Origin of the sequence: Sphingobium yanoikuyae (genome assembly GCF_034424525.1) — a bacterium.
Classification (GTDB): Bacteria; Pseudomonadota; Alphaproteobacteria; order Sphingomonadales; family Sphingomonadaceae; genus Sphingobium; species Sphingobium yanoikuyae.
Genome location: NZ_CP139979.1, coordinates 2,307,774 through 2,327,801, shown reverse-complemented (window position 1 = coordinate 2,327,801; position 20,028 = coordinate 2,307,774). Strand labels below are relative to the sequence as shown.

Annotated in this window: 19 protein-coding genes; 8 read left to right on the top strand and 11 right to left on the bottom strand. The window is 65.4% G+C overall.

The genetic code is table 11. From position 1 onward, the window contains the following. Positions 1-59 precede the first annotated feature (59 nt). Positions 60-908, top strand: coding sequence for an ABC transporter permease (locus tag U0025_RS10695; RefSeq protein ID WP_004207367.1), 849 nt, complete (start codon positions 60-62; stop codon positions 906-908). A 124-nt stretch (positions 909-1,032) separates the two neighbouring features. On the opposite strand, the gene U0025_RS10690 is transcribed toward U0025_RS10695, so the two are convergent. Then, a complete protein-coding gene (locus tag U0025_RS10690) occupies positions 1,033-2,352 on the bottom strand; it encodes a UDP-glucose dehydrogenase family protein (RefSeq protein WP_004207365.1) in 1,320 nt (439 codons plus the stop codon). A 157-nt stretch (positions 2,353-2,509) separates the two neighbouring features. On the opposite strand from U0025_RS10690, the gene wecB reads away from it, so the two are divergent. The 4 genes from wecB to U0025_RS10670 all read left to right on the top strand — a co-directional run bounded on the left by wecB (position 2,510) and on the right by U0025_RS10670 (position 8,003). Beyond that, positions 2,510-3,646: a non-hydrolyzing UDP-N-acetylglucosamine 2-epimerase gene (wecB, locus tag U0025_RS10685; RefSeq protein WP_004207364.1), complete on the top strand. Its 1,137-nt coding sequence runs from the start codon at positions 2,510-2,512 to the stop codon at positions 3,644-3,646. Positions 3,647-3,717: 71 nt separating this feature from the next. Next, on the top strand, positions 3,718-5,013 hold the full coding sequence (gene wecC, locus U0025_RS10680; protein ID WP_004207363.1) for a UDP-N-acetyl-D-mannosamine dehydrogenase: 1,296 nt from the start codon (positions 3,718-3,720) through the stop codon (positions 5,011-5,013). A 117-nt stretch (positions 5,014-5,130) separates the two neighbouring features. Further along, on the top strand, positions 5,131-5,859 hold the full coding sequence (locus U0025_RS10675) for a polysaccharide biosynthesis/export family protein (protein ID WP_004207362.1): 729 nt from the start codon (positions 5,131-5,133) through the stop codon (positions 5,857-5,859). Continuing rightward, complete coding sequence (locus tag U0025_RS10670; protein WP_004207361.1) at positions 5,859-8,003, top strand: GumC family protein; 2,145 nt, start codon at positions 5,859-5,861, stop codon at positions 8,001-8,003. The genes U0025_RS10675 and U0025_RS10670 overlap by 1 nt, the downstream gene beginning before the upstream one ends. Before the next feature lie 11 nt (positions 8,004-8,014). Here U0025_RS10670 and U0025_RS10665 read toward each other — a convergent pair whose 3' ends face one another. Genes U0025_RS10665 through purS form a run of 3 tightly spaced genes read right to left on the bottom strand, consistent with a single transcriptional unit; the run spans position 8,015 to position 9,605 of the window. Next, a complete protein-coding gene (locus U0025_RS10665) occupies positions 8,015-8,758 on the bottom strand; it encodes a hypothetical protein (RefSeq protein ID WP_254792282.1) in 744 nt (247 codons plus the stop codon). Further along, entirely contained in the window at positions 8,694-9,368 is a 675-nt protein-coding gene (gene purQ, locus U0025_RS10660; protein ID WP_004207359.1) for a phosphoribosylformylglycinamidine synthase subunit PurQ, read from the bottom strand. The genes U0025_RS10665 and purQ overlap by 65 nt, the downstream gene beginning before the upstream one ends. 3 nt (positions 9,369-9,371) lie before the next feature. After that, on the bottom strand, positions 9,372-9,605 hold the full coding sequence (gene purS, locus U0025_RS10655; RefSeq protein ID WP_004207358.1) for a phosphoribosylformylglycinamidine synthase subunit PurS: 234 nt from the start codon (positions 9,603-9,605) through the stop codon (positions 9,372-9,374). Between the two features lie 153 nt (positions 9,606-9,758). Here purS and U0025_RS10650 point away from each other — a divergent pair, with 153 nt between their 5' ends. Beyond that, complete coding sequence (locus tag U0025_RS10650; RefSeq protein ID WP_004207357.1) at positions 9,759-9,911, top strand: hypothetical protein; 153 nt, start codon at positions 9,759-9,761, stop codon at positions 9,909-9,911. A 3-nt stretch (positions 9,912-9,914) separates the two neighbouring features. Here U0025_RS10650 and U0025_RS10645 read toward each other — a convergent pair whose 3' ends face one another. Beyond that, positions 9,915-10,679, bottom strand: a complete 765-nt coding sequence (locus tag U0025_RS10645; protein ID WP_004207356.1) for an AraC family transcriptional regulator — start codon at positions 10,677-10,679, stop codon at positions 9,915-9,917. 92 nt (positions 10,680-10,771) lie between these two features. Between U0025_RS10645 and U0025_RS10640 the strand changes: the two genes are divergently transcribed. Both U0025_RS10640 and U0025_RS10635 read left to right on the top strand, forming a co-directional pair. Next, positions 10,772-12,001: an MFS transporter gene (locus U0025_RS10640; protein WP_004207355.1), complete on the top strand. Its 1,230-nt coding sequence runs from the start codon at positions 10,772-10,774 to the stop codon at positions 11,999-12,001. Between the two features lie 71 nt (positions 12,002-12,072). Beyond that, complete coding sequence (locus U0025_RS10635) at positions 12,073-12,825, top strand: sulfite exporter TauE/SafE family protein (protein ID WP_004207354.1); 753 nt, start codon at positions 12,073-12,075, stop codon at positions 12,823-12,825. A 324-nt stretch (positions 12,826-13,149) separates the two neighbouring features. Here U0025_RS10635 and U0025_RS10630 read toward each other — a convergent pair whose 3' ends face one another. From U0025_RS10630 to U0025_RS10605, 6 genes are all read right to left on the bottom strand, one after another. Beyond that, positions 13,150-14,181, bottom strand: a complete 1,032-nt coding sequence (locus U0025_RS10630) for an IS110 family RNA-guided transposase (protein WP_004207353.1) — start codon at positions 14,179-14,181, stop codon at positions 13,150-13,152. A 103-nt stretch (positions 14,182-14,284) separates the two neighbouring features. Continuing rightward, entirely contained in the window at positions 14,285-15,067 is a 783-nt protein-coding gene (purC, locus tag U0025_RS10625) for a phosphoribosylaminoimidazolesuccinocarboxamide synthase (protein WP_004207352.1), read from the bottom strand. A 238-nt stretch (positions 15,068-15,305) separates the two neighbouring features. Beyond that, entirely contained in the window at positions 15,306-16,580 is a 1,275-nt protein-coding gene (locus U0025_RS10620; RefSeq protein ID WP_004207351.1) for an aminotransferase class V-fold PLP-dependent enzyme, read from the bottom strand. A 90-nt stretch (positions 16,581-16,670) separates the two neighbouring features. Next, entirely contained in the window at positions 16,671-16,805 is a 135-nt protein-coding gene (locus U0025_RS10615) for a hypothetical protein (RefSeq protein ID WP_004207350.1), read from the bottom strand. 35 nt (positions 16,806-16,840) lie between these two features. Then, the gene (otsA, locus tag U0025_RS10610; RefSeq protein WP_004207349.1) at positions 16,841-18,247 is read right to left on the bottom strand and encodes an alpha,alpha-trehalose-phosphate synthase (UDP-forming); all 1,407 of its coding nucleotides are present in this window, start codon (positions 18,245-18,247) and stop codon (positions 16,841-16,843) included. After that, positions 18,244-20,013 (bottom strand): glycoside hydrolase family 15 protein, encoded by a 1,770-nt coding sequence (locus U0025_RS10605; RefSeq protein ID WP_257011055.1) that lies wholly within the window; start codon positions 20,011-20,013, stop codon positions 18,244-18,246. Before U0025_RS10605 ends, otsA begins: the two co-directional genes overlap by 4 nt. Positions 20,014-20,028: the final 15 nt, after the last annotated feature.

The window sequence follows — 20,028 nt, the reverse complement described above, 5'->3', positions numbered from 1 at the left end:
CTTCCAACCGCGCAGAACGCCCTTGCGGCATAACGGACCAGCCGATAGTCGATCCCATCATGAACGACCAGCCCAAAATTGCAGCCGCCCATCCCGCACCCGTTCCCTTCCATGAACCGGGGGAGTTGGTGATCCGCAACGTCAATTGGGCCGGCATGCGCGCGCTCTACCGCAAGGAGGTGCGGCGCTTCATGAAGGTGCAGCTCCAGACGATCTGGGCGCCGGCCGTTACCACGCTTATGTTCCTGGTGATTTTTACCATCGCGCTGGGCGGTGCGAACCGCCAGGTGCTGGGTGTGCCCTTTGCCGATTTCATCGCGCCGGGCCTGATGATGATGGGCATGATGAACAATGCGTTTGCCAACAGCAGCTTCTCGCTGCTGGCGGGCAAGATGCAGGGGACGCTGATCGACTATCTGATGCCGCCGCTGTCGGTGGGCGAATTGCTGCTGGCGCTGGTCGGCGCGGCGGTGACGCGCGCGGTGGCGGTCGGTCTGGCGCTGTGGGGGGCGATGGCGCTTTGGCCCGGCGTGCATGTGACGCCGACGCATCTGTGGGCGGTGATCTGGTTCGGCCTGATGGGGGCCAGCCTGACCGCGTTCATCGGCGTGATGACGTCGATCTGGGCGGAAAAATTCGATCATGCCGCGGCCATCACCAATTTCGTGATCGGGCCGATGACGCTGTTGTCGGGCACCTTCTATTCGATCGACCGCCTGTCGCCGCTCTTCCGGGCGATCAGCCACGCCAACCCCTTCTTCTACGCCATTTCCGGTTTCCGCTATGGCTTCGTCGCGGCGGCGGATGGCAATGTGCTGGTCGGCAGCGTGGTGTTGCTGGCGCTCAATGCCGGGCTGGCGCTGCTCTGCTATGTGCTGCTGCGCAAGGGCTGGAAGCTCAAGGCCTGACGGCGTCAGGTGAGCGCGGCAAAGATCGGCACGGCCAGCATCGCGCCCAGAATCAGTAGGGCGGCCAGCAGCCAGTGGCGCAGTCGGGGGAGGGCGCTGACGCCCTCCTCTTCCCATGGCCACATCAGGCGGCGCTGCCCTTTCCACCCACGCGGGTGACGGTGAAGCCGGCGGCTTCCGCTTCCGCGACCGGATAGATGTTGCGCAGGTCGACCAGTACCGGCGCGCTCATCGAGCTGGCCAGGCGCTTGAGATCCAGCGCGCGGAAGGCGTCCCATTCGGTCACCAGCACCAGCGCATCGGCGCCGGACGCGGCCTCATAGGCCGAGCCGGCCATGGTGACGCCGGGCATCATCGGCGCGGCGACGTCCATGCCCTCGGGATCATAGGCGACGACCTTCGCGCCGGCATCCTCCAGCGCCTGCACGATCGCCAGGCTGGGCGCGTCGCGCATGTCGTCGGTGTTGGGCTTGAAGGTGACGCCCAGCAGGGCGACGGTCTTGCCGCGCGCTTCACCGCCCAGCGCCTTCACGATCTTGCGGCCCATGGCGCGTTTGCGCAGGTCGTTCACCTGCACCACGGTTTCGACGATGCGGATCGGCGCGTCATAATCCTGCCCGGTCTTGACCAGGGCCAGCGTATCCTTGGGGAAGCAGGAGCCGCCATAGCCCGGACCGGCATGCAGGAACTTGCTGCCGATCCGCTTGTCGAGGCCGATACCGCGCGACACGTCCTGCACTTCGGCGCCGACCGCCTCGCACAGGTCCGCCATCTCGTTGATGAAGGTGATCTTGGTCGCCAGGAAGGCGTTGGCGGCATATTTGATCAGTTCGGCCGTGCGACGGCCGGTGAACATCAGCGGCGCCTGGTTGAGGTTCAGAGGGCGATAGACCTGGCTCATCACCGAAATGGCGCGTTCCGATCCGGTGGTGCCCACGACGACGCGGTCGGGGCGCTTGAAGTCGCCGATCGCGGCGCCTTCGCGCAGGAATTCGGGGTTCGACACGACCTGGATGTCGAGGTCCGGGCGCAGTTCGCGCGCGATCCGCTCGACCTCGTCGCCGGTGCCGACCGGCACGGTCGACTTGGTGACGATGACCGCCGGGCCATCGAGGGATTCGACGATCTCCTTGGCGGCGGCATAGACATAGCTGAGGTCGGCATGGCCATCGCCCCGCCGCGAGGGCGTGCCGACGGCGATGAAGATCGCGTCGGCGCCCTTCACGCCTTCGGGCAGGTCGGTGGTGAAGGTCAGGCGACCGGCGGCGGCATTGGTGCCGACCAGCTGGTCGAGGCCGGGTTCGTAGATCGGCATCGTGCCGGCCTCGATCGCGGCGATCTTGCCCGCATCCTTGTCGACGCAGACGACATCATGGCCGAAATCCGCAAAGCAGGCCCCGGAGACGAGGCCGACATAGCCGGTGCCGATCATGGTGATTTTCATGAGTTGGTGGAACTCCAAACGGGAAGTGATTGGTTTGAGGCTCTAGCATAGTCATAACGCAATACAATTCGCGCCTTTGCGTAATTACCATGCTACCGTTTAGCGGCTGGTTACCCTTTTTTGCCAGGGAAGGCGCATCCGAACGAAAGGGCACAGAGTGAAAGTAGCGCTGGTATTTGGGACACGGCCGGAGGCGATCAAGCTGTTTCCGGTGATCCACGCGCTCAAGGCGCGTGCCGATATCGACACCCGCGTGATCGTGACGGCGCAGCATCGCGGCCTGCTGGACCAGGTGCTGGAGATTGCCGGCATCGTGCCCGACATCGATCTGGACGTCATGACGCCCAACCAGACGCTGGACGGGCTGACCGCCAAGCTGGTCGTCGCGCTGGGCGAGGCGTTCGACGCGGAAAAGCCGGACCGGGTGGTGGTGCATGGCGATACGCTGACGACGATGGTCGCGAGCCTGGCGGCCTATTATCGCAAGATCCCGGTCGCCCATGTCGAGGCGGGGCTGCGCAGCGGGGACATTCATCATCCCTGGCCCGAGGAGGTCAATCGCCGCGTCGTGGCGTGCATTGCCGACATGAATTTCGCGCCGACCCAGGCGGCGGCCGATGCGCTGCTGCGGGAAAATCGCGATGCGGCCGGCATTCATGTTACGGGGAATACCGTGATCGACGCGCTGCTGGCGACGGTCGATCGGGTCCATGGCGAACCGGCGCTGGCCAGCGGCCTCGACGATCTGGCGGCGCGTTTCGCCGGCAAGCGGATCGTTGCCGTCACCAGCCACCGGCGCGAGAATTTCGGCGGCGGGATGGAGGCGATCGCCCGTTCCATCGCGGACATTGCCGCGCGGCCCGATGTCGCGGTGATCTTCCCCGTCCATCCCAATCCCAATGTCCGTCCGGTCATGGATGCGGTGCTGGGTGACCTGCCCAATGTCGCGATGATCGAACCGCTCGACTATCCGCATTTCGTCCGCCTGCTCGACCTGTGCCATCTGGTTCTGACCGACAGCGGCGGCGTGCAGGAAGAGGCGCCCTCGCTCGGCAAGCCGGTGCTGGTGATGCGCGAGACGACCGAGCGGCCCGAAGGGGTGCAGGCGGGCACGGCGAAGCTGGTCGGCGCGGACCGGGACCGGATCGTGCGCGAGGTGCTGGCGCTGCTCGACGATGATGCCGCCTATCAGGCGATGGCCCGTGCCCATAACCCGTTCGGCGACGGCAAGGCGGCCGAGCGGATTGCCGATATCATTGCAGGAACGGCCGGCGCGGCGCATCTTGCCGCCTGACATTACCGGAATCTTCAACATTTCCGGGCAATGTCGCTCCGAATTTTGGTGAATGAAGGATTATCTCCCCCATGCCCGTCGACAGCAAGCAGAAGGTTTCCGTCATTGGCCTGGGCTATATCGGCCTGCCGACTGCGGCGCTGATCGCGCGCGGCGGGGCGCAGGTCGTCGGTGTCGATGTCAGCGCCCATGTGGTCGAGACGGTCAATTCGGGCCGGGTCCATATTGAGGAAGTCGATCTGGACGGCCTGGTGCAGGGTGTGGTGGCACGCGGTAATCTGCGCGCCTCGCTCAGCGTAGAGGCCAGTGACGTCTTCATCATTGCGGTGCCGACCCCGGTGGCCGAGGACCGCGCGCCCGACATCTCCTATGTGCTGCAGGCGGCGCGGACCGTCGCGCCGGTGCTGAAGAACGGCGATACGGTGATCCTGGAATCTACCTCGCCGGTCGGCACGACCGAGGCGATGCGCGACCTGATCGCCGAGCTGCGCCCCGACCTCAGGATGCCGGCGCCGGGCGTCGCGGGCGACATCGCCATCGCCTATTGCCCCGAGCGGGTGCTGCCCGGCCGCATCCTGGTCGAGCTGATCGACAATGATCGCTGCATCGGCGGCATCACGCCGCGTTGCGCGCGCAAGGCGCTGGGCTTCTATCGCCAGTTCGTGCGCGGCGCCTGCATCACCACCACGGCGCGCGCGGCCGAGATGGTGAAGCTGGTGGAAAACAGCTTCCGCGACGTCAACATCGCCTTTGCCAATGAATTGTCGGTGATTGCCGACCGCATGGACATCGACGTGTGGGAAGTGATCCGCCTGGCCAACCGCCATCCGCGCGTCAACATCCTCCAGCCGGGGCCGGGCGTTGGCGGGCATTGCATCGCCGTCGATCCCTGGTTCATCGTCCACGGTGACCCGGAAAATGCGCGCATCATCCGCACCGCGCGCGAAGTGAATGACGGCAAGACCGATTATGTCGTGGCCAAGTCTTCGGACATGATCGACGCCTTTGCCGGCGAGGATGTCGCCTGCCTCGGCCTCGCCTTCAAGCCGAACATCGACGATTTCCGCGAAAGCCCGGCGGTCAAGGTCGCCAGCCGGCTCGCCCGCCGCTACGGCAAGCGGGTCAAGCTGGTCGAACCCTATGCCCAGGATCTGCCGATGGAGTTCGCCGGCACCGGCGCCGAACTGATCGATCTCGATACGGCTCTGGAACAATGCGGCGTGTTCATCATTCTTGTCGATCATGACATGTTCAAATCCGTTCCCGTCGACGAACGTGCCGGCAAGGCCGTCTATGATACGCGCGGCATCTGGCCCGACCAGCCGCGTCGTCAGCCCGAGCCGGCCGCGCAACGCATCGCGGTCTGATCGTCGGCCGGGCGGTTCGTCCTGCCCCCCGCGCGGTTGCCATGACGGTGCCGCGTCGCTAACCCCCGAGCCGAGCGGCCCTTTTGCGGGCCGCACCCGGTTCGCAATGGGGTGTTGATGCGCATGAAGCGCCAGATTTTGGGGCACTATGGCAAGGGCATGAAGGGCGGCGCCGTCGCGGCAGCGGCGATGCTGCTTGCCGGCTGCTCGACCGTGGAGGATGCCCCGCGCGGCGAGGCTGCCTATGCGCTGATGCCTGCGCCCGCCGCGGTGGGCCGAGACTATGTCATCGGCCCCGACGATGTGCTGCGTATCCAGGTCTATCATGAGCCCGACCTGTCGCTGGAGGATGCGCGGGTCAGCGCGGCGGGCATGGTCCGCATGCCGCTGGTCGGCGATGTGTCGATCGGCGGGCTGACCGCCGGCGAGGCATCGGACGTGATCGCCGGTAGGCTGGGCGAGCGCTATCTGGTGTCGCCGCAGGTGACGGTGTTCGTGAAGCAGGCGGTCGGCCGCCGCATCACCGTCGATGGCGAGGTGCGCGAGCCCGGCCTGTTCCCGGTCGAAGGACGGATCGGCCTCATCCAGGCGGTGGCGCTGGCCCATGGCCCGACCCGGCTGGCGAGCCTGGGGCAGGTGGTGGTGGTCCGCACCGTCGAGGGGCAGCGCCAGGCCGCGACCTTCGACTTGGGCGCCATTCGCAAGGGCGAAGCGCCCGATCCTGAAATATTGCCCGGCGATCTGGTGATCGTCGGCCTGTCGCGTGCCAAGGCTATCCTTGGCGGCGCGCTGATCGCCATTCCCGCCGTCGCGACCGGCTTCATCGCCATAGACGGAGGCAATTGATGGTGTCCCGGATCATCGAACTGGAACAGCGTCAGGCCGGCGAGGAAGATCGCACCACCCGCTTTGTCGAGAGCGCGCGCGGCACATGGACCGTGGTGCGGCGGCACCGCGTCATCCTGTTCGTCACCATGGCGCTCTGCGTGCTGGCGGGCGTCATCTATATCCTGCTGTCGACGCCTGACTATCGCGCGACCGCCTCGGTCGAGGTGGAGGATGTGCCGGCGGGGGCCGCCGGGGCCGGCGCGATGCAGAAGCCGGTCAGCGCGGCCGACACGGAAAGCATGATGCAGACCGAGCTGGAAGTGCTGCGCAGCCGGGCACTGGCCGAGGATGTTGCGCGCGATCTGGCGCTGGTCGGCAGCCCGGTCTTCTTCCAGGGCATGGATGCGCGCCGGCCGGCACAGGGGCAGGGCAGCCTGACCCAGCGCCAGGTCGAACATGAGCAGGTCATCAAGCTGCTGCGCGACAATCTGCAGGTCGAATTGCCGGGCAAGTCGCGGGTGCTGCGCATCAGCTTCGTCAGCGCCGATCCGGCCTTGTCGGCGCGGGTGGCGAACAGCTATGCCGACAGCCTGATCCGGGCGGACCTGAAGCGCGGCTTTGAATCCGGCGTGCAGGCGCGTCGCTTCCTGCTGGGCGAGCTGGATGGCGCGCGCAAGGATCTGGAACGGGCCGAGCGCGATCTGGCGGTCTATGCCTCGCGCACCGGCGCTGTGCCGGCCGAGGCGGTCACGGACGAGAACAAGAAGAGCGACGGCAAGGATGCAAAGCCGGACGCCGCACCGGTGCCGGAAGGGTCGACCGCGGCGCGTCTGGCGCAGCTCAACGCCTTCCGCGCGCAGGCCGTCGCTGACCGTATCGCCGCGCAGAAGCGCTGGGAAAGCGCGAAGGCGGCGAGCGCCGAGACGCTGCCCGAGGTGCTGGGCAACGGCGCCATGCAGCAATTGATGGCGGAGCGGGCGCAGGCGCGCGCGGCGCTGGTCGAGGAACGGCAGTTCCGCAAGGATGCCCACCCCGAAATGCGCGAGGCGCGGGCGCGGCTGGCGGCGCTTGACGATCAGGCCGAGAGCATGGCCAACACTATCCGCGCGTCGCTGCGCCAGGAATATGAGGTCGCGGCGCATGGCGAGAAGCAGATCGCTTCGGAAATCGCCGCGCTGGAAGGCGATGCACGGGTCGAGCGCGGCCGCGACATGCAGATGAGCATGATGAGCCGGTCGGTCGAAACCTATCGTCTGCTGCATGACAGCCTGTTGCAGCGTTATCGCGACATGGCGTCGCAGGCGGGCTTCCAGGCCGGCCGCATCCAGCCGCTCGACCGGGCGGCGGTGCCGACCACGCCCTTTGCCCCCCATGCCGGCCAGATCATGCTGGTCGCGCTGCTTGGCGGCATGCTGCTGGGCCTGCTGCTGATCGCGGCGCGGCACATGTTCGACGATGCGGTGACGTCGGCCGATACGCTGGCGGAGCGGGTCGATCTGCCGCTGCTGGGCGCAGTGCCGACCACGGGCGACCAGCCGAGCGCACCGGACATCTTCGCGCCGATCGCGGCGTCGCTGCAATTGGCATCGGTTGCCGGCCTGCCGCGCTCCATTCTCGTCACCAGCGCGCAGGAGGAGGAAGGCAAGTCGCTGACCGTCAACGCGCTGGCCCGCGCGCTGGCGCGGCTGGACAAGAAGGTGCTGGTGATCGACGCCGACATGCGCCGGCCGGTGCAGCACAGTCTGTTCCGGGTGACCGCGACGCGCGGCATCAGCGAGGTGCTGACCGGGCAGGGCAAGGTCGAGGATCTGATCCTCGACAGCGGTGTCGCGGGCGTATCACTGCTGCCCTGTGGCGCGGTGCCGCCCAATCCGGCGGAATTGCTCTCCACCCCGGCGCTCGACGCGCTGCTGGGCGCGGTGCGCGACCGCTATGACACGGTGCTGATCGATGCGCCGCCGATCCTGGGCATGTCCGACGCGCAACTGCTCGCCGCCAAGGTGCAGGTCACGCTGCTGGTGGTCGAATGGGGCCGTAACCATCATGGCGGCCTGCGGGTGGCAGTGGAACGACTGCGCCGGGCCGGCGGCTCGATCGTCGGCGCCGTGCTGACCAAGGCGCATGGCCGGGCCTATGACTATGACTATCACCGGGGCGGCTAGAGCCTGATCGTTTAGGGCGCCTTGGCGGGCGCGCACGCAACCTTGTGGAGGCTGTAGCTGGCGAAGGGCTTTTCGGCATTTGCCTCATCCCGCGCGACGATGCTCCATGTCAGTTGCGCGCCTTTGATGCGCCAACGGTTGACGAAGGTCGCGTCGGGATAGGCATAGCCGATGTCGAAGCCATCGGGCTGGCTTTCGCCTTCGCCAAGGGCGGTGAAGGCGCCGCCGAAACTATCGGCCCAGAAACCGATGATCGGATGGGATTTTTTGGTGCCGCCGAAGATCAGATGCGCGGCGTAGCGATCCTTGGGATCGGCCAGGGCGCTGCTTTCCACATCGAGTGCGAGCATGGCATCGAGCGCTATGGGCTGACTGCGGATGGACACACGGACCGGCTTGCCCATCACGTTGCCTTCGCCTTGCCAGCAGCCATTTAGCGCAAGGACCGCTTCGGGAACCGCGATCGTGCCGGATTCGGCGGCTTGAGCGGCCGTCGGCAATAGCAGCAAGGCCATCAGCTGCGCGCGCGATTGGCTGATCATTGATCCCCCTTGGTGATTGTCCATCTCGTGTAGAACGAAGGGGGAATGATGCAAGTCAGGACCGATGCCGGCATCGCCGCAGCCGGACGTAAAAAAAGCCCGCCGCGCTGATGCGCGGCGGGCTTTTTTGTGATCTCGATCCGGAGGATCAGGCGCGGGCGAGAAGGCCCTCGACCAGGCCGGCGAACAGGCGCTGGCCGTCGGTGTTGCCATGGGCCGGTTCGATCACGCGCTCGGGGTGGGGCATCATGCCCAGCACATTGCCGGCTTCGTTCAGCACACCGGCGATGTTGCGGGCCGAGCCGTTGATGTTCTGGGCGTAGCGCAGCGCGACGCGGCCTTCGCCTTCCAGCCGATCGAGCGTGGCGTCGTCGGCGAAATAATTGCCGTCATGATGGGCGACCGGGAAGCTGATCGCTTCGCCGGCGGCATAGCGGCTGGTGAAGGCGCTCTGGGCGTTCTCGACGGTCAGGGCGACGTCGCGGCAGACGAAATGACCGCCGGCGTTGCGCAGCAGCGCGCCGGGCAGCAGGCCGCTTTCGGTCAGCACCTGGAAGCCGTTGCAGATGCCCAGGACAAAGGCGCCCCGGTCGGCGGCGCGGGCGACGGCCTGCATCACCGGCGAGCGGGCGGCCATCGCGCCGGAGCGCAGATAGTCGCCATAGGAAAAGCCGCCGGGTACGCCGATCAGGTCGATGTCGTCGGGCAGTTCGGTATCGCGATGCCACACCATGGTGGGCTTGGAACCGGTCGCAGCCTCGAACGCCACCGCCAGGTCGCGGTCGCAATTGCTGCCCGGAAAGACGATGACGGCGCTCTTCATGGCTCAGGCCACCTTTTCGATGCGATAATTTTCGATGACCGTGTTGGCCAGCAGCTTGCGGCACATGGCGTCGATATCTTCGTCGCTGGTGCCATCGGCCAGGTCCAGCTCAATGAGCTTGCCGGCGCGCACGTCGTTGACGCCGCCAAAGCCCAGGCCTTCGAGCGCGTGATGGATCGCACGGCCCTGCGGATCGAGGACGCCGCCCTTGAGAGTGACGAAGATGCGGGCTTTCATGAGGTGCAAACTCCTTGGCATGCCGCCCGCCGATGCGGGGGGATGAACTTTGCCGCTCCCCCTAGGCGCGGCGCGGCGCGCAGGCAAGAGATTATGACTTTCTTAGGAAGCTGAGGATAATCTGACGGCAGCGTTTTTACAGGGATATGGTGCATGTCCGGTCTGGCACTGGCAATGTTTGTGGGGCTTTTTGCCTGGGGGCAGCAGATTGTGGGCTATGATGACCCGCATGGGCGGGTCCAGCTCGCTTTGTTTGCAACCTTCTGCTTCGGCCTGCTGGTGGGCTATCGCGCCAAGTCCGCCTGAGGATCATGGGCGATAGCGGCTGGGCGAGACGCCCAGCGCCCGCTTGAACATGGTCGAGAAATTGGCCGGCCCGTCATAGCCCAGATCCAGCGCGATCGTCGTGATCGCTTCGCCCGCCGCCAGCCGGGGCAGGGCCGCCGACAGGCAGGCCTGTTGCCGCCATTGCGCGAAGCTCATCCCCGTTTCCTGCCGGAACAGCCGGGTAAAGCGGCGCCGGTTCATGGCCAGCGCGTCGGCCCATTGGTCGATCGTCACATGGGCCTGTGGCTGTTCGACAAAGGCGTGGCAGCGCGACGCAAGCGCGGCATGGCGCGGGAAGGGCACGGCGAGCGGGATCAGCGGCGCCCGCTCGATCTCCGCCACCAGCAACCGCATGACCAGGCCATCGCGCGCCGCTTCCTCATATTCGATCGGAACATGGGCGGCCTCCACCAATAGCTGGCGCAGCAATGGTGACACGCCGAGCACCCGGCAGGATCGGGCCAGGCCGGGATAGACGGCCTGGTCGACCAGCACGCTGCGCGTCTGCACCGCGCCGACCATCCGCACCGCATGGGGCGTGCCGCCCGGAATCCAGACGGCCCGTTCGGGTGGGGCGACCCAGGCGCCCTGCGGCGTGCTGACCGCGACCACGCCGGACGCGGCATAAAGCAATTGCCCGCGGCGATGCTGATGCTCGGCCAGTTCGAAGGAGGGCGGATAATCATTGCCGATGCCGACCACCGGCCGGGGCACATGCTCATGATCGTCCGGGTGCCGCTGATCCATGATTGTCCCGATCGCAAAAGAGATTGACCCATATGCGGGAGCGGGACGGGAAGGGAAGCGCTAATCGGTCCGGCCTCAGAAAGGAACGGACAATGAAAGAGACGCGGATAGACAGGGTTGGGATAGATAAGGCAGGCGCACAATTGGCAGTGGGCGGCACGGCATTTGGCGTGATCGTGGCGATCAGCTTCTGCCATCTGCTCAACGACATGATGCAGTCGCTGCTTCCCGCCATCTATCCGGGCCTCAAGAGCGAGCTACATCTGAGCTTCGGCCAGATCGGCATGGTGACCCTGGTCTATCAGATTACCGCGTCGATCCTGCAGCCGATGATCGGCCTCTATGCCGACAAGCGGCCGACGCCGATGGCGCTGCCGGGCGGCACGCTCTTCTCGCTGGCGGGCCTGACCGTGCTGTCGATCGCGCACAGCTATGGATTGGTGCTGGTCGGCGCGGCGCTGCTGGGCGTCGGTTCCTCGGTCTTCCATCCCGAATCCTCGCGCGTGGCGCGGATGGCGGCGGGCGGTCGCCATGGCCTTGCCCAGTCGCTGTTCCAGGTCGGCGGCAATGCGGGGCAGGCGCTGGGGCCGCTGGCGGCGGCGCTGGTCGTGGTGCGCTGGGGCCAGTCGAGCCTGGCCTTCTTCGCGCTGCTGGCGTTGCTGTCGGGCGCGGTGCTGTGGAATGTCGCCAACTGGTATCGCCATCATGGCCTCAGCCGGTTGCAGGTCGGTGGCGCCGGCGCGCTGCATGTCGAACTGCCGCGTGGGCAGGCGGCGCGGGGCATCGCCATCCTGCTGGCGCTGATCTTCTCCAAATATGTCTATCTCGCCAGCCTGACGAGTTATTATACCTTCTACCTGATCCAGCGGTTCGACCTGTCGGTGCAGAATGCGCAGCTCCATCTGTTCGCCTTCCTGGCGGCGGTGGCGGTCGGTACGGTCGCGGGCGGGCCGCTGGGCGACCGGTTCGGGCGCAAATATGTGATCTGGTTCTCGATCCTGGGGGCGCTGCCCTTCACCCTGGCGCTGCCCTATGCGGGGCTGTTCTGGAGCGGGCCGCTGACCGTGGTCATCGGTCTGATCCTCGCCTCCGCCTTCCCCGCGATCGTCGTCTTCGCGCAGGAACTGGTGCCCGGCAAGGTCGGCATGATCTCGGGCCTGTTCTTCGGCTTCTCCTTCGGCATGGGCGGGCTGGGCGCGGCCGGGCTGGGCTGGCTGGCGGACCATAGCAGCATCGAGATGGTGTTCCGGGTCTGCGCCTTCCTGCCGGCGATCGGCCTGCTCACCGCCTTCCTGCCCAATCTGGGGCGCGAACGGAACTGAATGTCACGGGCGGGGTGGCCCAGGTCGCGCCGCTTATTCTCTTTGCCGGCAACTGCTTATAAGGCTGGGGCATGAGTCCCGACCTTCTCTATCTCGCCTGTGCCATCATCGCCGTCATCATATCGGGGCTTGCCAAGGGCGGCTTTGCCGGGGTCGGGGCGCTGGCCATGCCGATCATGGCGCTGGGCGTCGACCCGGTACGCGGCGCGGCGATCCTGCTGCCGATCCTGATCCTGCAGGATGCGGTCAGCGTCTGGGCGTTCCGCCGCAGTTGGGACGGGCATATCCTGGCGGTGATGCTGCCGGGCATGGCGATCGGCGTCGGGCTGGGCTACTGGTTCGCGGCGCAGGTTTCCGAAACCGCGGTGCTGGGCGCGCTTGGCGCCATTTCCACCCTGTTCGGGCTGCAGCGGCTCTGGGTGGAGCGGGGCGGGGCGATCGTCCTGCCCTCGACCTCGCCGGGCTGGGTCGGCACGCTGTTTGGCGTCGCGAGCGGCTTCACCAGCCAGATCGCCCATGCCGGATCGCCGCCCTTCCAGATGTGGGTGCTGCCCAAAAAGCTGCCACGCGACATGCTGGTTGGCACCACGGCTGTTGCCTTTGCTGTCATGAACTGGATGAAGGTGCCCGCCTATGCTGCGCTGGGCCAGTTCACCCATGCCAATCTGATGGCGACGGCGCTGCTGGTGCCGGTGGCGGTGGTCTCGACCTTTGCCGGGGTATGGCTGGTGCGGCGGGTGGACGCTGCGCGCTTCTATACGCTCATCTATGTGCTGATGGTGCTGTTGGGGCTCAAGCTGATGGTGGATGCGCTGATCGGTTGAGAGGCTGTCTCGAAATGCGCGAAAGAGCGCATTTCGGAAGCGGTGCAGGCGCGCCAAAGGCGCATAAAAAAACGTATGGCCCGCCCCGTCTGCAAGGGGGATTTTGAAGTGTTCTGATCAGTCTGCGTCAACGTATGCGGTCTCATGGGTGACCCCATGGCCAAGATGGACATCCGCACGTCTGGAGCCACAATAAAGACGCCGGCAACGAGTGCCATTTTTTTGGCCGGGCTTTCCAGACGCCGATCGACTGTCAGGCCATCTTCACGATCCTTCCTGCAAACATCGTTGGCCTATGCACGAAGATGCGTGCGGCCGATCCGGTTATGCCGCGACTGGGTAGCCGCGTTCGAACGTCGCGTCCTTGCGCAAGGCCGCCCATGCGATCCGCGCCAGCTTGTTGGCCAGCGCGACGACGATAGCATTGCGGTGGACTCCTCGCTCGATCATTCCTGTCAACCAGCGCCCCAACGGGGTCTCGCTTCGCGCCAGCGACGGCAATGCTGCTCGGGCACCGTGGATGAGCAAGGTGCGCAAGTAGGTGTTGCCTCGCTTGGAGATGCCGAGCAGCCGCGGCTTGCCGCCGGTAGTATGCTGACGGGGCACCAGACCGAGCCAGGCACCCAGGTCTCGGGCTTTGGCAAAGCTGCTGGCATCGCCCACGGCTGCAATCAGGGCAGTTGCGTTCAGCACCCCGACGCCGGGGATGGATGTGAGCCGCCGGGCAGCCGCGTCATTGCGCGCCAGCTCGACAAACTCGCCGTTCAGCGTTTCCACCCTGGTATCGAGTTCGCGCCATTCGGCACGCAGTTCGGCCACCAACTGGCGCAGACGCGGTGACAAGGTCGTATCCTCATCGGCCAGCAGGGCATCGATGCCGAGTTCCAGCTTGCGCCGCCCAACCGGGAAAATGGTCCCGCGCTCCAGCAGGATCGCCCGCAACTGGTTGGTCAGGCTCCTGCGCTCAGCCACCAGGCGCGAGCGAACCCGGTGGAGCGTCTGGATGTCCAACTGCTCCTGGGTCTTGAGTTCGACGAAGCGCATCGTTGGACGCGAGGCGGCCTCGGCGATCCCCTCGGCGTCGCGGTCATCGTTCTTCTGTGCTTTGACATACGGCCGTACGTACTCCGGCGACATCAGCCGGATCTCATGTCCGTGCGCGGCGAACAGGCGCCCCAGATAATGGGCACCGCAACATGCCTCCATCGCGACCACGCACACAGGAAGCTTGGCAACGTAGTCGACCAGCGTCTGGCGGCGCATCGACCTGCGTACGACGACAGCTCCCGACGCATCCACGCCCACCACACTGCAGGCATTCTTGCCCAAATCAACGCCAAGGATCACAATAGACATCGGTCCGCTCCTTTCCTCTTCAAGCACCAGCATCATATCCGATGCCGGGGAAAAGGGGCGGGCCATCCCATAAGGCCGGCGTTGCGGCCGGCCTTTTCGTAGATCAGTCCTTTTCGCGCTTCTTGCGATGCGTGTCGAGGTCGAGGACGGTGGTGTCCAGCCCTTCGGGCAGCAGGCCCAGACGGCGCGCCACTTCCTGATAGGCTTCGACTTCGCCGCCGAGGTCGCGACGGAAGCGATCCTTGTCCAGCTTCTCGTTGGTCGCCATGTCCCACAGGCGGCAGCCATCGGGGCTGATCTCGTCGGCCAGGATGATGCGGCTGTAGTCGCCGTCATAGAGGCGGCCGAATTCCAGCTTGAAGTCGATCAGGCGGATGCCGATGCCGGCGAACAGGCCGCACATGAAGTCGTTGATGCGGATCGCCATGTCGGCGATGTCGTGCATCTCTTCCTGCGTGGCCCAGCCGAAGCAGGCGATATGCTCTTCGGAGATCAGCGGGTCGCCCAGCGCATCATCCTTGTAGCAATATTCGATCAGCGTGCGGGGCAGCTGGGTGCCTTCCTCGATGCCGAGCTTCTTCGACAGCGAACCGGCGGCAACGTTGCGCACCACGACTTCGATCGGTACGATCTCGACCTGGCGGACCAGCTGCTCGCGCATGTTGAGGCGGCGGATGAAGTGGGTCGGCACGCCGATCTGGCCGAGCAGGGTGAAGATATGCTCGGAAATCCGGTTGTTGAGCACGCCCTTGCCCGAAATCGTGCCCTTCTTCTGGGCATTGAAGGCGGTCGCATCATCCTTGAAATATTGGATGATCGTGCCGGGCTCGGGGCCTTCGTAAAGGATCTTTGCCTTGCCTTCGTAGATCTGGCGGCGACGGGCCATGCGCGTTCCTGTCTTTTTCTTACAAAAGATTTTGCCCCGGCAAACGCGAATCGGAAAGGATCAGCGGGTGCCGGGGCTGCTTGGGGTGGCCCATAGAGCAAAGCGCGCGAGGGTGCAATTGTTCCTCCCCGCAAGCGGGGAGGGAGACCGCCGCGTAGCGGTGGTGGAGGAGGTGCGCCACGACGCACCGCCCCTCCGTCATCGCTGCGCGATGCCACCTCCCCGCAAGCGGGGAGGATTACGCCCCCTTCATCTTCCGATATTCGTCGAACAGGCCAAGGAAGCGGTCGATGTCCGCCTTGCTCAGGAAATAGGGGGTAGCGAGGCGCAGCTTGCTGGGGTTGCCGCCGCGAATGCGCACCTTGTGATTTTTCCAGAGCCAGTCCTGCAATTCCATCCGCTGCACCGGCGGCACGTTGACGGTCGCGATCGCGCAGCGCAGCGCCGGATCGGGCGAGGTCCAGTCCTGCGCGCCGCGCTTCATCATCTCGGCATGGATATAGTCGGCAAGCATGCGGTTGCGCGCCTCGATCCGGTCCATGCCGATGCTGCTGGCGAAGCCGATCGCGGCGTTGAGGCCCATCAAGGTCGGGATGCAGGAGGAGCCGATCTGCATGTAACGGTCCGCCATGCGGGCCGGGTCGTCATAGCCGCCGGTCGCGATCGTGTTCCAGACCCGGTCCATCACGCTTCTGTCGCGCAGATAGAGGAAGCCGGTGCCCTTGGTCGCGAACAGCCACTTGTGCATCGACCCGGTATAGAGGTCGCAGCCGATATCGTTGAGGTCGACCTTCATCATGCCCGGCGCATGGGCGCCATCGAAGGCGGAGATGATCCCCTTCGACCGGGCGAGCGCGGCGATCTCCTTGGCCGGCAGCACCACGCCGGTCGATGTGCTGATATGGCTGACGAAGATGATCCGGGTTTTCGGCATGATCGCGTCGCTGATGCGGTTGAGGATTTCGGCTGCGTTCTTCGCCGGCTTGGGCATGGCGAATTTCTTAACCACCACGCCATAGCGGCGCGACCGCAGCATCCAGGGCATTTCGCCCGATCCATGCTCCTCGTCCGATATCAGCACCTCGTCGCCCGGCTTCATGTCGAAGCCATTGGCGATATAGCTGTTGGCCTCCGTGCAGTTGCGCAGGATCGCCATCTGCTCGACCTTCGCGCCCATGAAGTCGGCAAAGGGCTTGCGATACTGGTCCCAGGCGCCATAGCCCCAGATCGGATAATCCTCCGACCCTTCCTGGGTCATCTGCTCGGTCGTCTCGAACCCGTCAAAGATCGCCTTCAATACCGGGCGCGGCGAGGAGCCGACGGTGCCGACATTGAGGTTCACGACATCGGCCGGGATCAGGAACTGTTTGCGCAGCGCCGCCCAATAGGCGTCTTCATTCTTCGCATGGAGATCGGCGGCCGGCAGCGGCACGCTGGTCAGCGCTTGTGCCCCGATCGGCGCGGCGAGCGAGGCGGCAGCGGCGCTGCCGAGGAAGGAGCGGCGATCGAGCATGGACATCCCCCATTTGGCGCTCCCGAAGCCGGAGCGGCATCATGTCTGCCGCTGGTTCAACGAGGCGCAAGGGGAAATCCGCAGGGCGCGCTACAGCACGTCGCCGAACATGAACCAGATCAGCGCCAGCCAGGCGATCAGGCCGATGCTGCCAATGATCACGCCGGATTTGGCGCTGATGGCGGCCCACAGGCCGCGCGGTTCGTCATCATCTTCGCTATGCATGGCACCGGCCTAGCGGGACCGGTGCCTGATCTCAATCATTCGGTCGCCGGTTCCGGTTCGGCCTCCGGCTCTTCCTGGCGGGTGGCCGCCAGCCGATCGGTGAAGGCGCTGCGCCACCAGCTGATATCCTGCTGCTCGACGCTGTCCATCATCGCCCGCCAGCGCCGCTTGCGCTCGTCGAGCGGCATGGCCAACGCCCGGTCGATCGCGTCGGACATCTCCTCCGGGCTATAGGGGTTGATGAGCAGCGCGTCCTTGAGTTGCATCGCCGCGCCGGCGAAGCGGGACAGGATCAGGACGCCGGGATCGTCCGGGTTCTGGGCCGCGACATATTCCTTGGCGACCAGGTTCATGCCGTCGCGCAGCGGCGTCACCAGGCCGATCCGGGCGGAGCGATAGATGCCGGCCAGCTTGTCGCGCGGATAGCCCTGGTTGACGTATCGGATCGGAGTCCAGTCGACATCGCTATACTCGCCGTTGATCCGCCCGGCGAGCGAGTCCAGCGTGGCGCGGATCTGCTGATAGCTTTCCACCTCGCCGCGCGAGGGCGGGGCGATCTGCGCCAGCACGACGCGGCGATGATGTTCGGCATGATCCTTCAGGAAGCGGGCATAGCCGTTGAACCGCTCTTCCAGACCCTTGCTATAGTCGAGCCGGTCGACGCCGACGATCAGCGAGCGATCCTGCAGCGAGGCGCGGACCTGGCGGTGCATCTCCACCGCTGCGTCGCTGGCGGCGGCCTGCTTGAACTCCTCGGCATTGATGCCGATCGGGCAGGCGACGGCCTGGATGGTGCGACCGCCGACGGTGACGAAATCGCCATCGACGGTGCCGCCCATCTCGCGCTCGACATAATGGCGGAAGGATTCCAGCCATTCCTCGGTATGGAAGCCGATGACGTCATAGGCGAAGAGGGTGCTGACCAGCTTGGTATGATGGGGCAGCGAGACCAGCAGGCGGGTCGGCGGCCAGGGAATGTGCAGGAAGAAGCCCATCCGGTTCTGATGGCCCCGGTCGCGCAGCATCTGGCCCAGCGGGATCATGTGATAATCCTGCACCCAGATAATGTCTTCCGGTTCGATCAGTGGGCTGGCGGTGTCGGCGAAGCGCTGGTTGACGCGGTTATATCCGCCCTCGAAATCGCGGGCATATTCGGCCAGGTCGATGCGATAATGGAACAGCGGCCACAGCGTCTTGTTGGCATAGCCATTATAATATTCGTCGACATCCTGTTCTTCCAGGTCGATCGTCGCGGTCTTGACCCCGTCATCGTCGGCAAAGCCGATATGGCCGGTGAAATTGTCGGTCGTGCCGCCCGACCAGCCGACCCAGATGCCGCGGCTTTCGCGCAGCGCCTGCGCCAGCGCCACGGCAAGGCCACCCTGATTGGCGGCGCCATTGGGGCGACTGACCCGGTTGGAAATGACTATCAGGCGGCTCATCGCATCACGCTCCACGGTTTGCTCAGCAAGACGGCGCAGTTGATGATGCCGACCAACGAATAGGTTTGCGGGTAATTTCCCCAGAGTTCCCCATTATGGGGATCGATATCTTCGGACAGCAGGCCGGCGGCGGTGCGGCGGGACAGCATCTCCTCGAACAGTTCGCGCGCCTCTTCGGTCCGGCCGGTGCGGTGCAGCGCCTCGATCAGCCAGAAGGTGCAGACATTGAAGGCAGTGACAGGCTCACCGAAATCGTCCGGCGCGCTGTAGCGCAGCATGTCGTTGCCGCGACGCAGATCTTTTTCCAGTGCTTCGAGCGTGCCGGTGAACATCGGATCATCAGCGGTCAGGAAGCGCAGGTCGAGCAGTTGCAGCAAAGACGCGTCGCGCGCGTCATCCTCGAAATTGGCAGAAATCGCCTTGCTGTCGGCGCGCCAGGCGGATTCGAGGATGCGGGCCCGCATGGTTTCGGCGCGATTTTCCCAATGGGCGGCGCGCAGCGGCAGGTCGAGCGCGGTGGCGGCATGGGCCAGCCGATCGCAGGCGGCCCAGCACATCACCGCGCTATAGCTGTGGACATGGGAGCGGGTGCGCAATTCCCAAAGGCCGGCGTCGGGCTGATCGTAGACCTGCCAGGCGCGTTCGCCTACCGCCTCCAGCGCCTCGAAATCGGCATGGCCGGCCATGCGCAACAGGCGCCGGTCGATGAAGCCCTGGACCGAGGACAGGACGATCTGGCCATAGGCGTCATGCTGGATCTGTTCATAGGCGGCATTGCCGACCCGCACCGGCCCCATGCCGCGATAGCCGGGCAGATGCGCGGCCTCCCATTCATGCAGCGTGGCATTGCCGCGCACGTCGTAGAGCGGCTGGATATGGCCGCCCTTGGCGCCGTCGACGATGTTGCGCAGATAGACGAGATAGGTTTCCAGCACGTCGAGGGCGCCGAGCCGGTTCAGCGCCTCGACCGTATAATAGGCGTCGCGCACCCAGCAGTAGCGATAGTCCCAGTTGCGGCCGCTGTCGGCATGTTCGGGGATGGAGGTGGTGAGCGCGGCGACGATCGCGCCGGTTTCCTCATGCTGGCAGAGCTTGAGCGTGATGGCGGAACGGATCACCGCCTCCTGCCATTCGGGCGGGATGGCAAGGCCGCGCACCCAGAGCTGCCATTCGAGGATGGTGTCGTCCAGCATCCGCTCGATCGCCGGGCGCAGCGCGTCGGAAAAACCTTCGTCCGGCCCCATGAAGAAATGCATGTCGGATTCCAGCCGGAACCAGCTTTCCTGTGCGATCAGGCCGATCGGTGCGTTGGTCGATATCCGCATCGCCATGTAGGACAGGACCATGCGGATATGGTTGGAGCCGTAGGTGACCGGGACATTTTCCTTGCCCCAGCTGGTCGTGGGGCGCAGGCGAACGCGGATGCGCGGGCTGCCGGCGGCGGGGCGGACGATGCGGGCGAAGGCGACCGGGCGATACATGCGGCCCTTATGCTTGTGGCGCGGGCAGAAATCGAAAATCTCGATCGCATTGCCCTGGCCGTCGCTCTGGCGGGTGACCAGGATCGGCGTGTTGCGGATATAATGCTGCTCGACCGCGACGCAATTTTCCAGCTCGATCGCCCAGAAGCCGCGCGCTTCCTTGCTGTCCCAATGCTTGTTGTCGAGCAGGGCGGAAAAGACGGGGTCGCCGTCGACCCGCGGCACGCAGGCCCAGATCATGCGCCCGGCGCGGTCGATCAGGGCGGATGCCTGGCAGTTTCCGATCGGCCAGAGGTCGAG

Coding starts and splice junctions, on each gene's coding strand:
- U0025_RS10695 (WP_004207367.1), top strand. CDS start 60: ATGAACGACCAGCCCAAAATTGCAGCCGCCCATCCCGCACCCGTTCCC.
- U0025_RS10690 (WP_004207365.1), bottom strand. CDS start 2,352: ATGAAAATCACCATGATCGGCACCGGCTATGTCGGCCTCGTCTCCGGG.
- wecC (WP_004207363.1), top strand. CDS start 3,718: ATGCCCGTCGACAGCAAGCAGAAGGTTTCCGTCATTGGCCTGGGCTAT.
- U0025_RS10675 (WP_004207362.1), top strand. CDS start 5,131: ATGCGCATGAAGCGCCAGATTTTGGGGCACTATGGCAAGGGCATGAAG.
- U0025_RS10670 (WP_004207361.1), top strand. CDS start 5,859: ATGGTGTCCCGGATCATCGAACTGGAACAGCGTCAGGCCGGCGAGGAA.
- U0025_RS10665 (WP_254792282.1), bottom strand. CDS start 8,758: ATGGCAACACCGACGGCCAGCGCCTGTTCGCCGGCCTGGTCGAGGGCC.
- purQ (WP_004207359.1), bottom strand. CDS start 9,368: ATGAAGAGCGCCGTCATCGTCTTTCCGGGCAGCAATTGCGACCGCGAC.
- purS (WP_004207358.1), bottom strand. CDS start 9,605: ATGAAAGCCCGCATCTTCGTCACTCTCAAGGGCGGCGTCCTCGATCCG.
- U0025_RS10650 (WP_004207357.1), top strand. CDS start 9,759: ATGTCCGGTCTGGCACTGGCAATGTTTGTGGGGCTTTTTGCCTGGGGG.
- U0025_RS10645 (WP_004207356.1), bottom strand. CDS start 10,679: ATGGATCAGCGGCACCCGGACGATCATGAGCATGTGCCCCGGCCGGTG.
- U0025_RS10640 (WP_004207355.1), top strand. CDS start 10,772: ATGAAAGAGACGCGGATAGACAGGGTTGGGATAGATAAGGCAGGCGCA.
- U0025_RS10635 (WP_004207354.1), top strand. CDS start 12,073: ATGAGTCCCGACCTTCTCTATCTCGCCTGTGCCATCATCGCCGTCATC.
- U0025_RS10630 (WP_004207353.1), bottom strand. CDS start 14,181: ATGTCTATTGTGATCCTTGGCGTTGATTTGGGCAAGAATGCCTGCAGT.
- purC (WP_004207352.1), bottom strand. CDS start 15,067: ATGGCCCGTCGCCGCCAGATCTACGAAGGCAAGGCAAAGATCCTTTAC.
- U0025_RS10620 (WP_004207351.1), bottom strand. CDS start 16,580: ATGCTCGATCGCCGCTCCTTCCTCGGCAGCGCCGCTGCCGCCTCGCTC.
- U0025_RS10615 (WP_004207350.1), bottom strand. CDS start 16,805: ATGCATAGCGAAGATGATGACGAACCGCGCGGCCTGTGGGCCGCCATC.
- otsA (WP_004207349.1), bottom strand. CDS start 18,247: ATGAGCCGCCTGATAGTCATTTCCAACCGGGTCAGTCGCCCCAATGGC.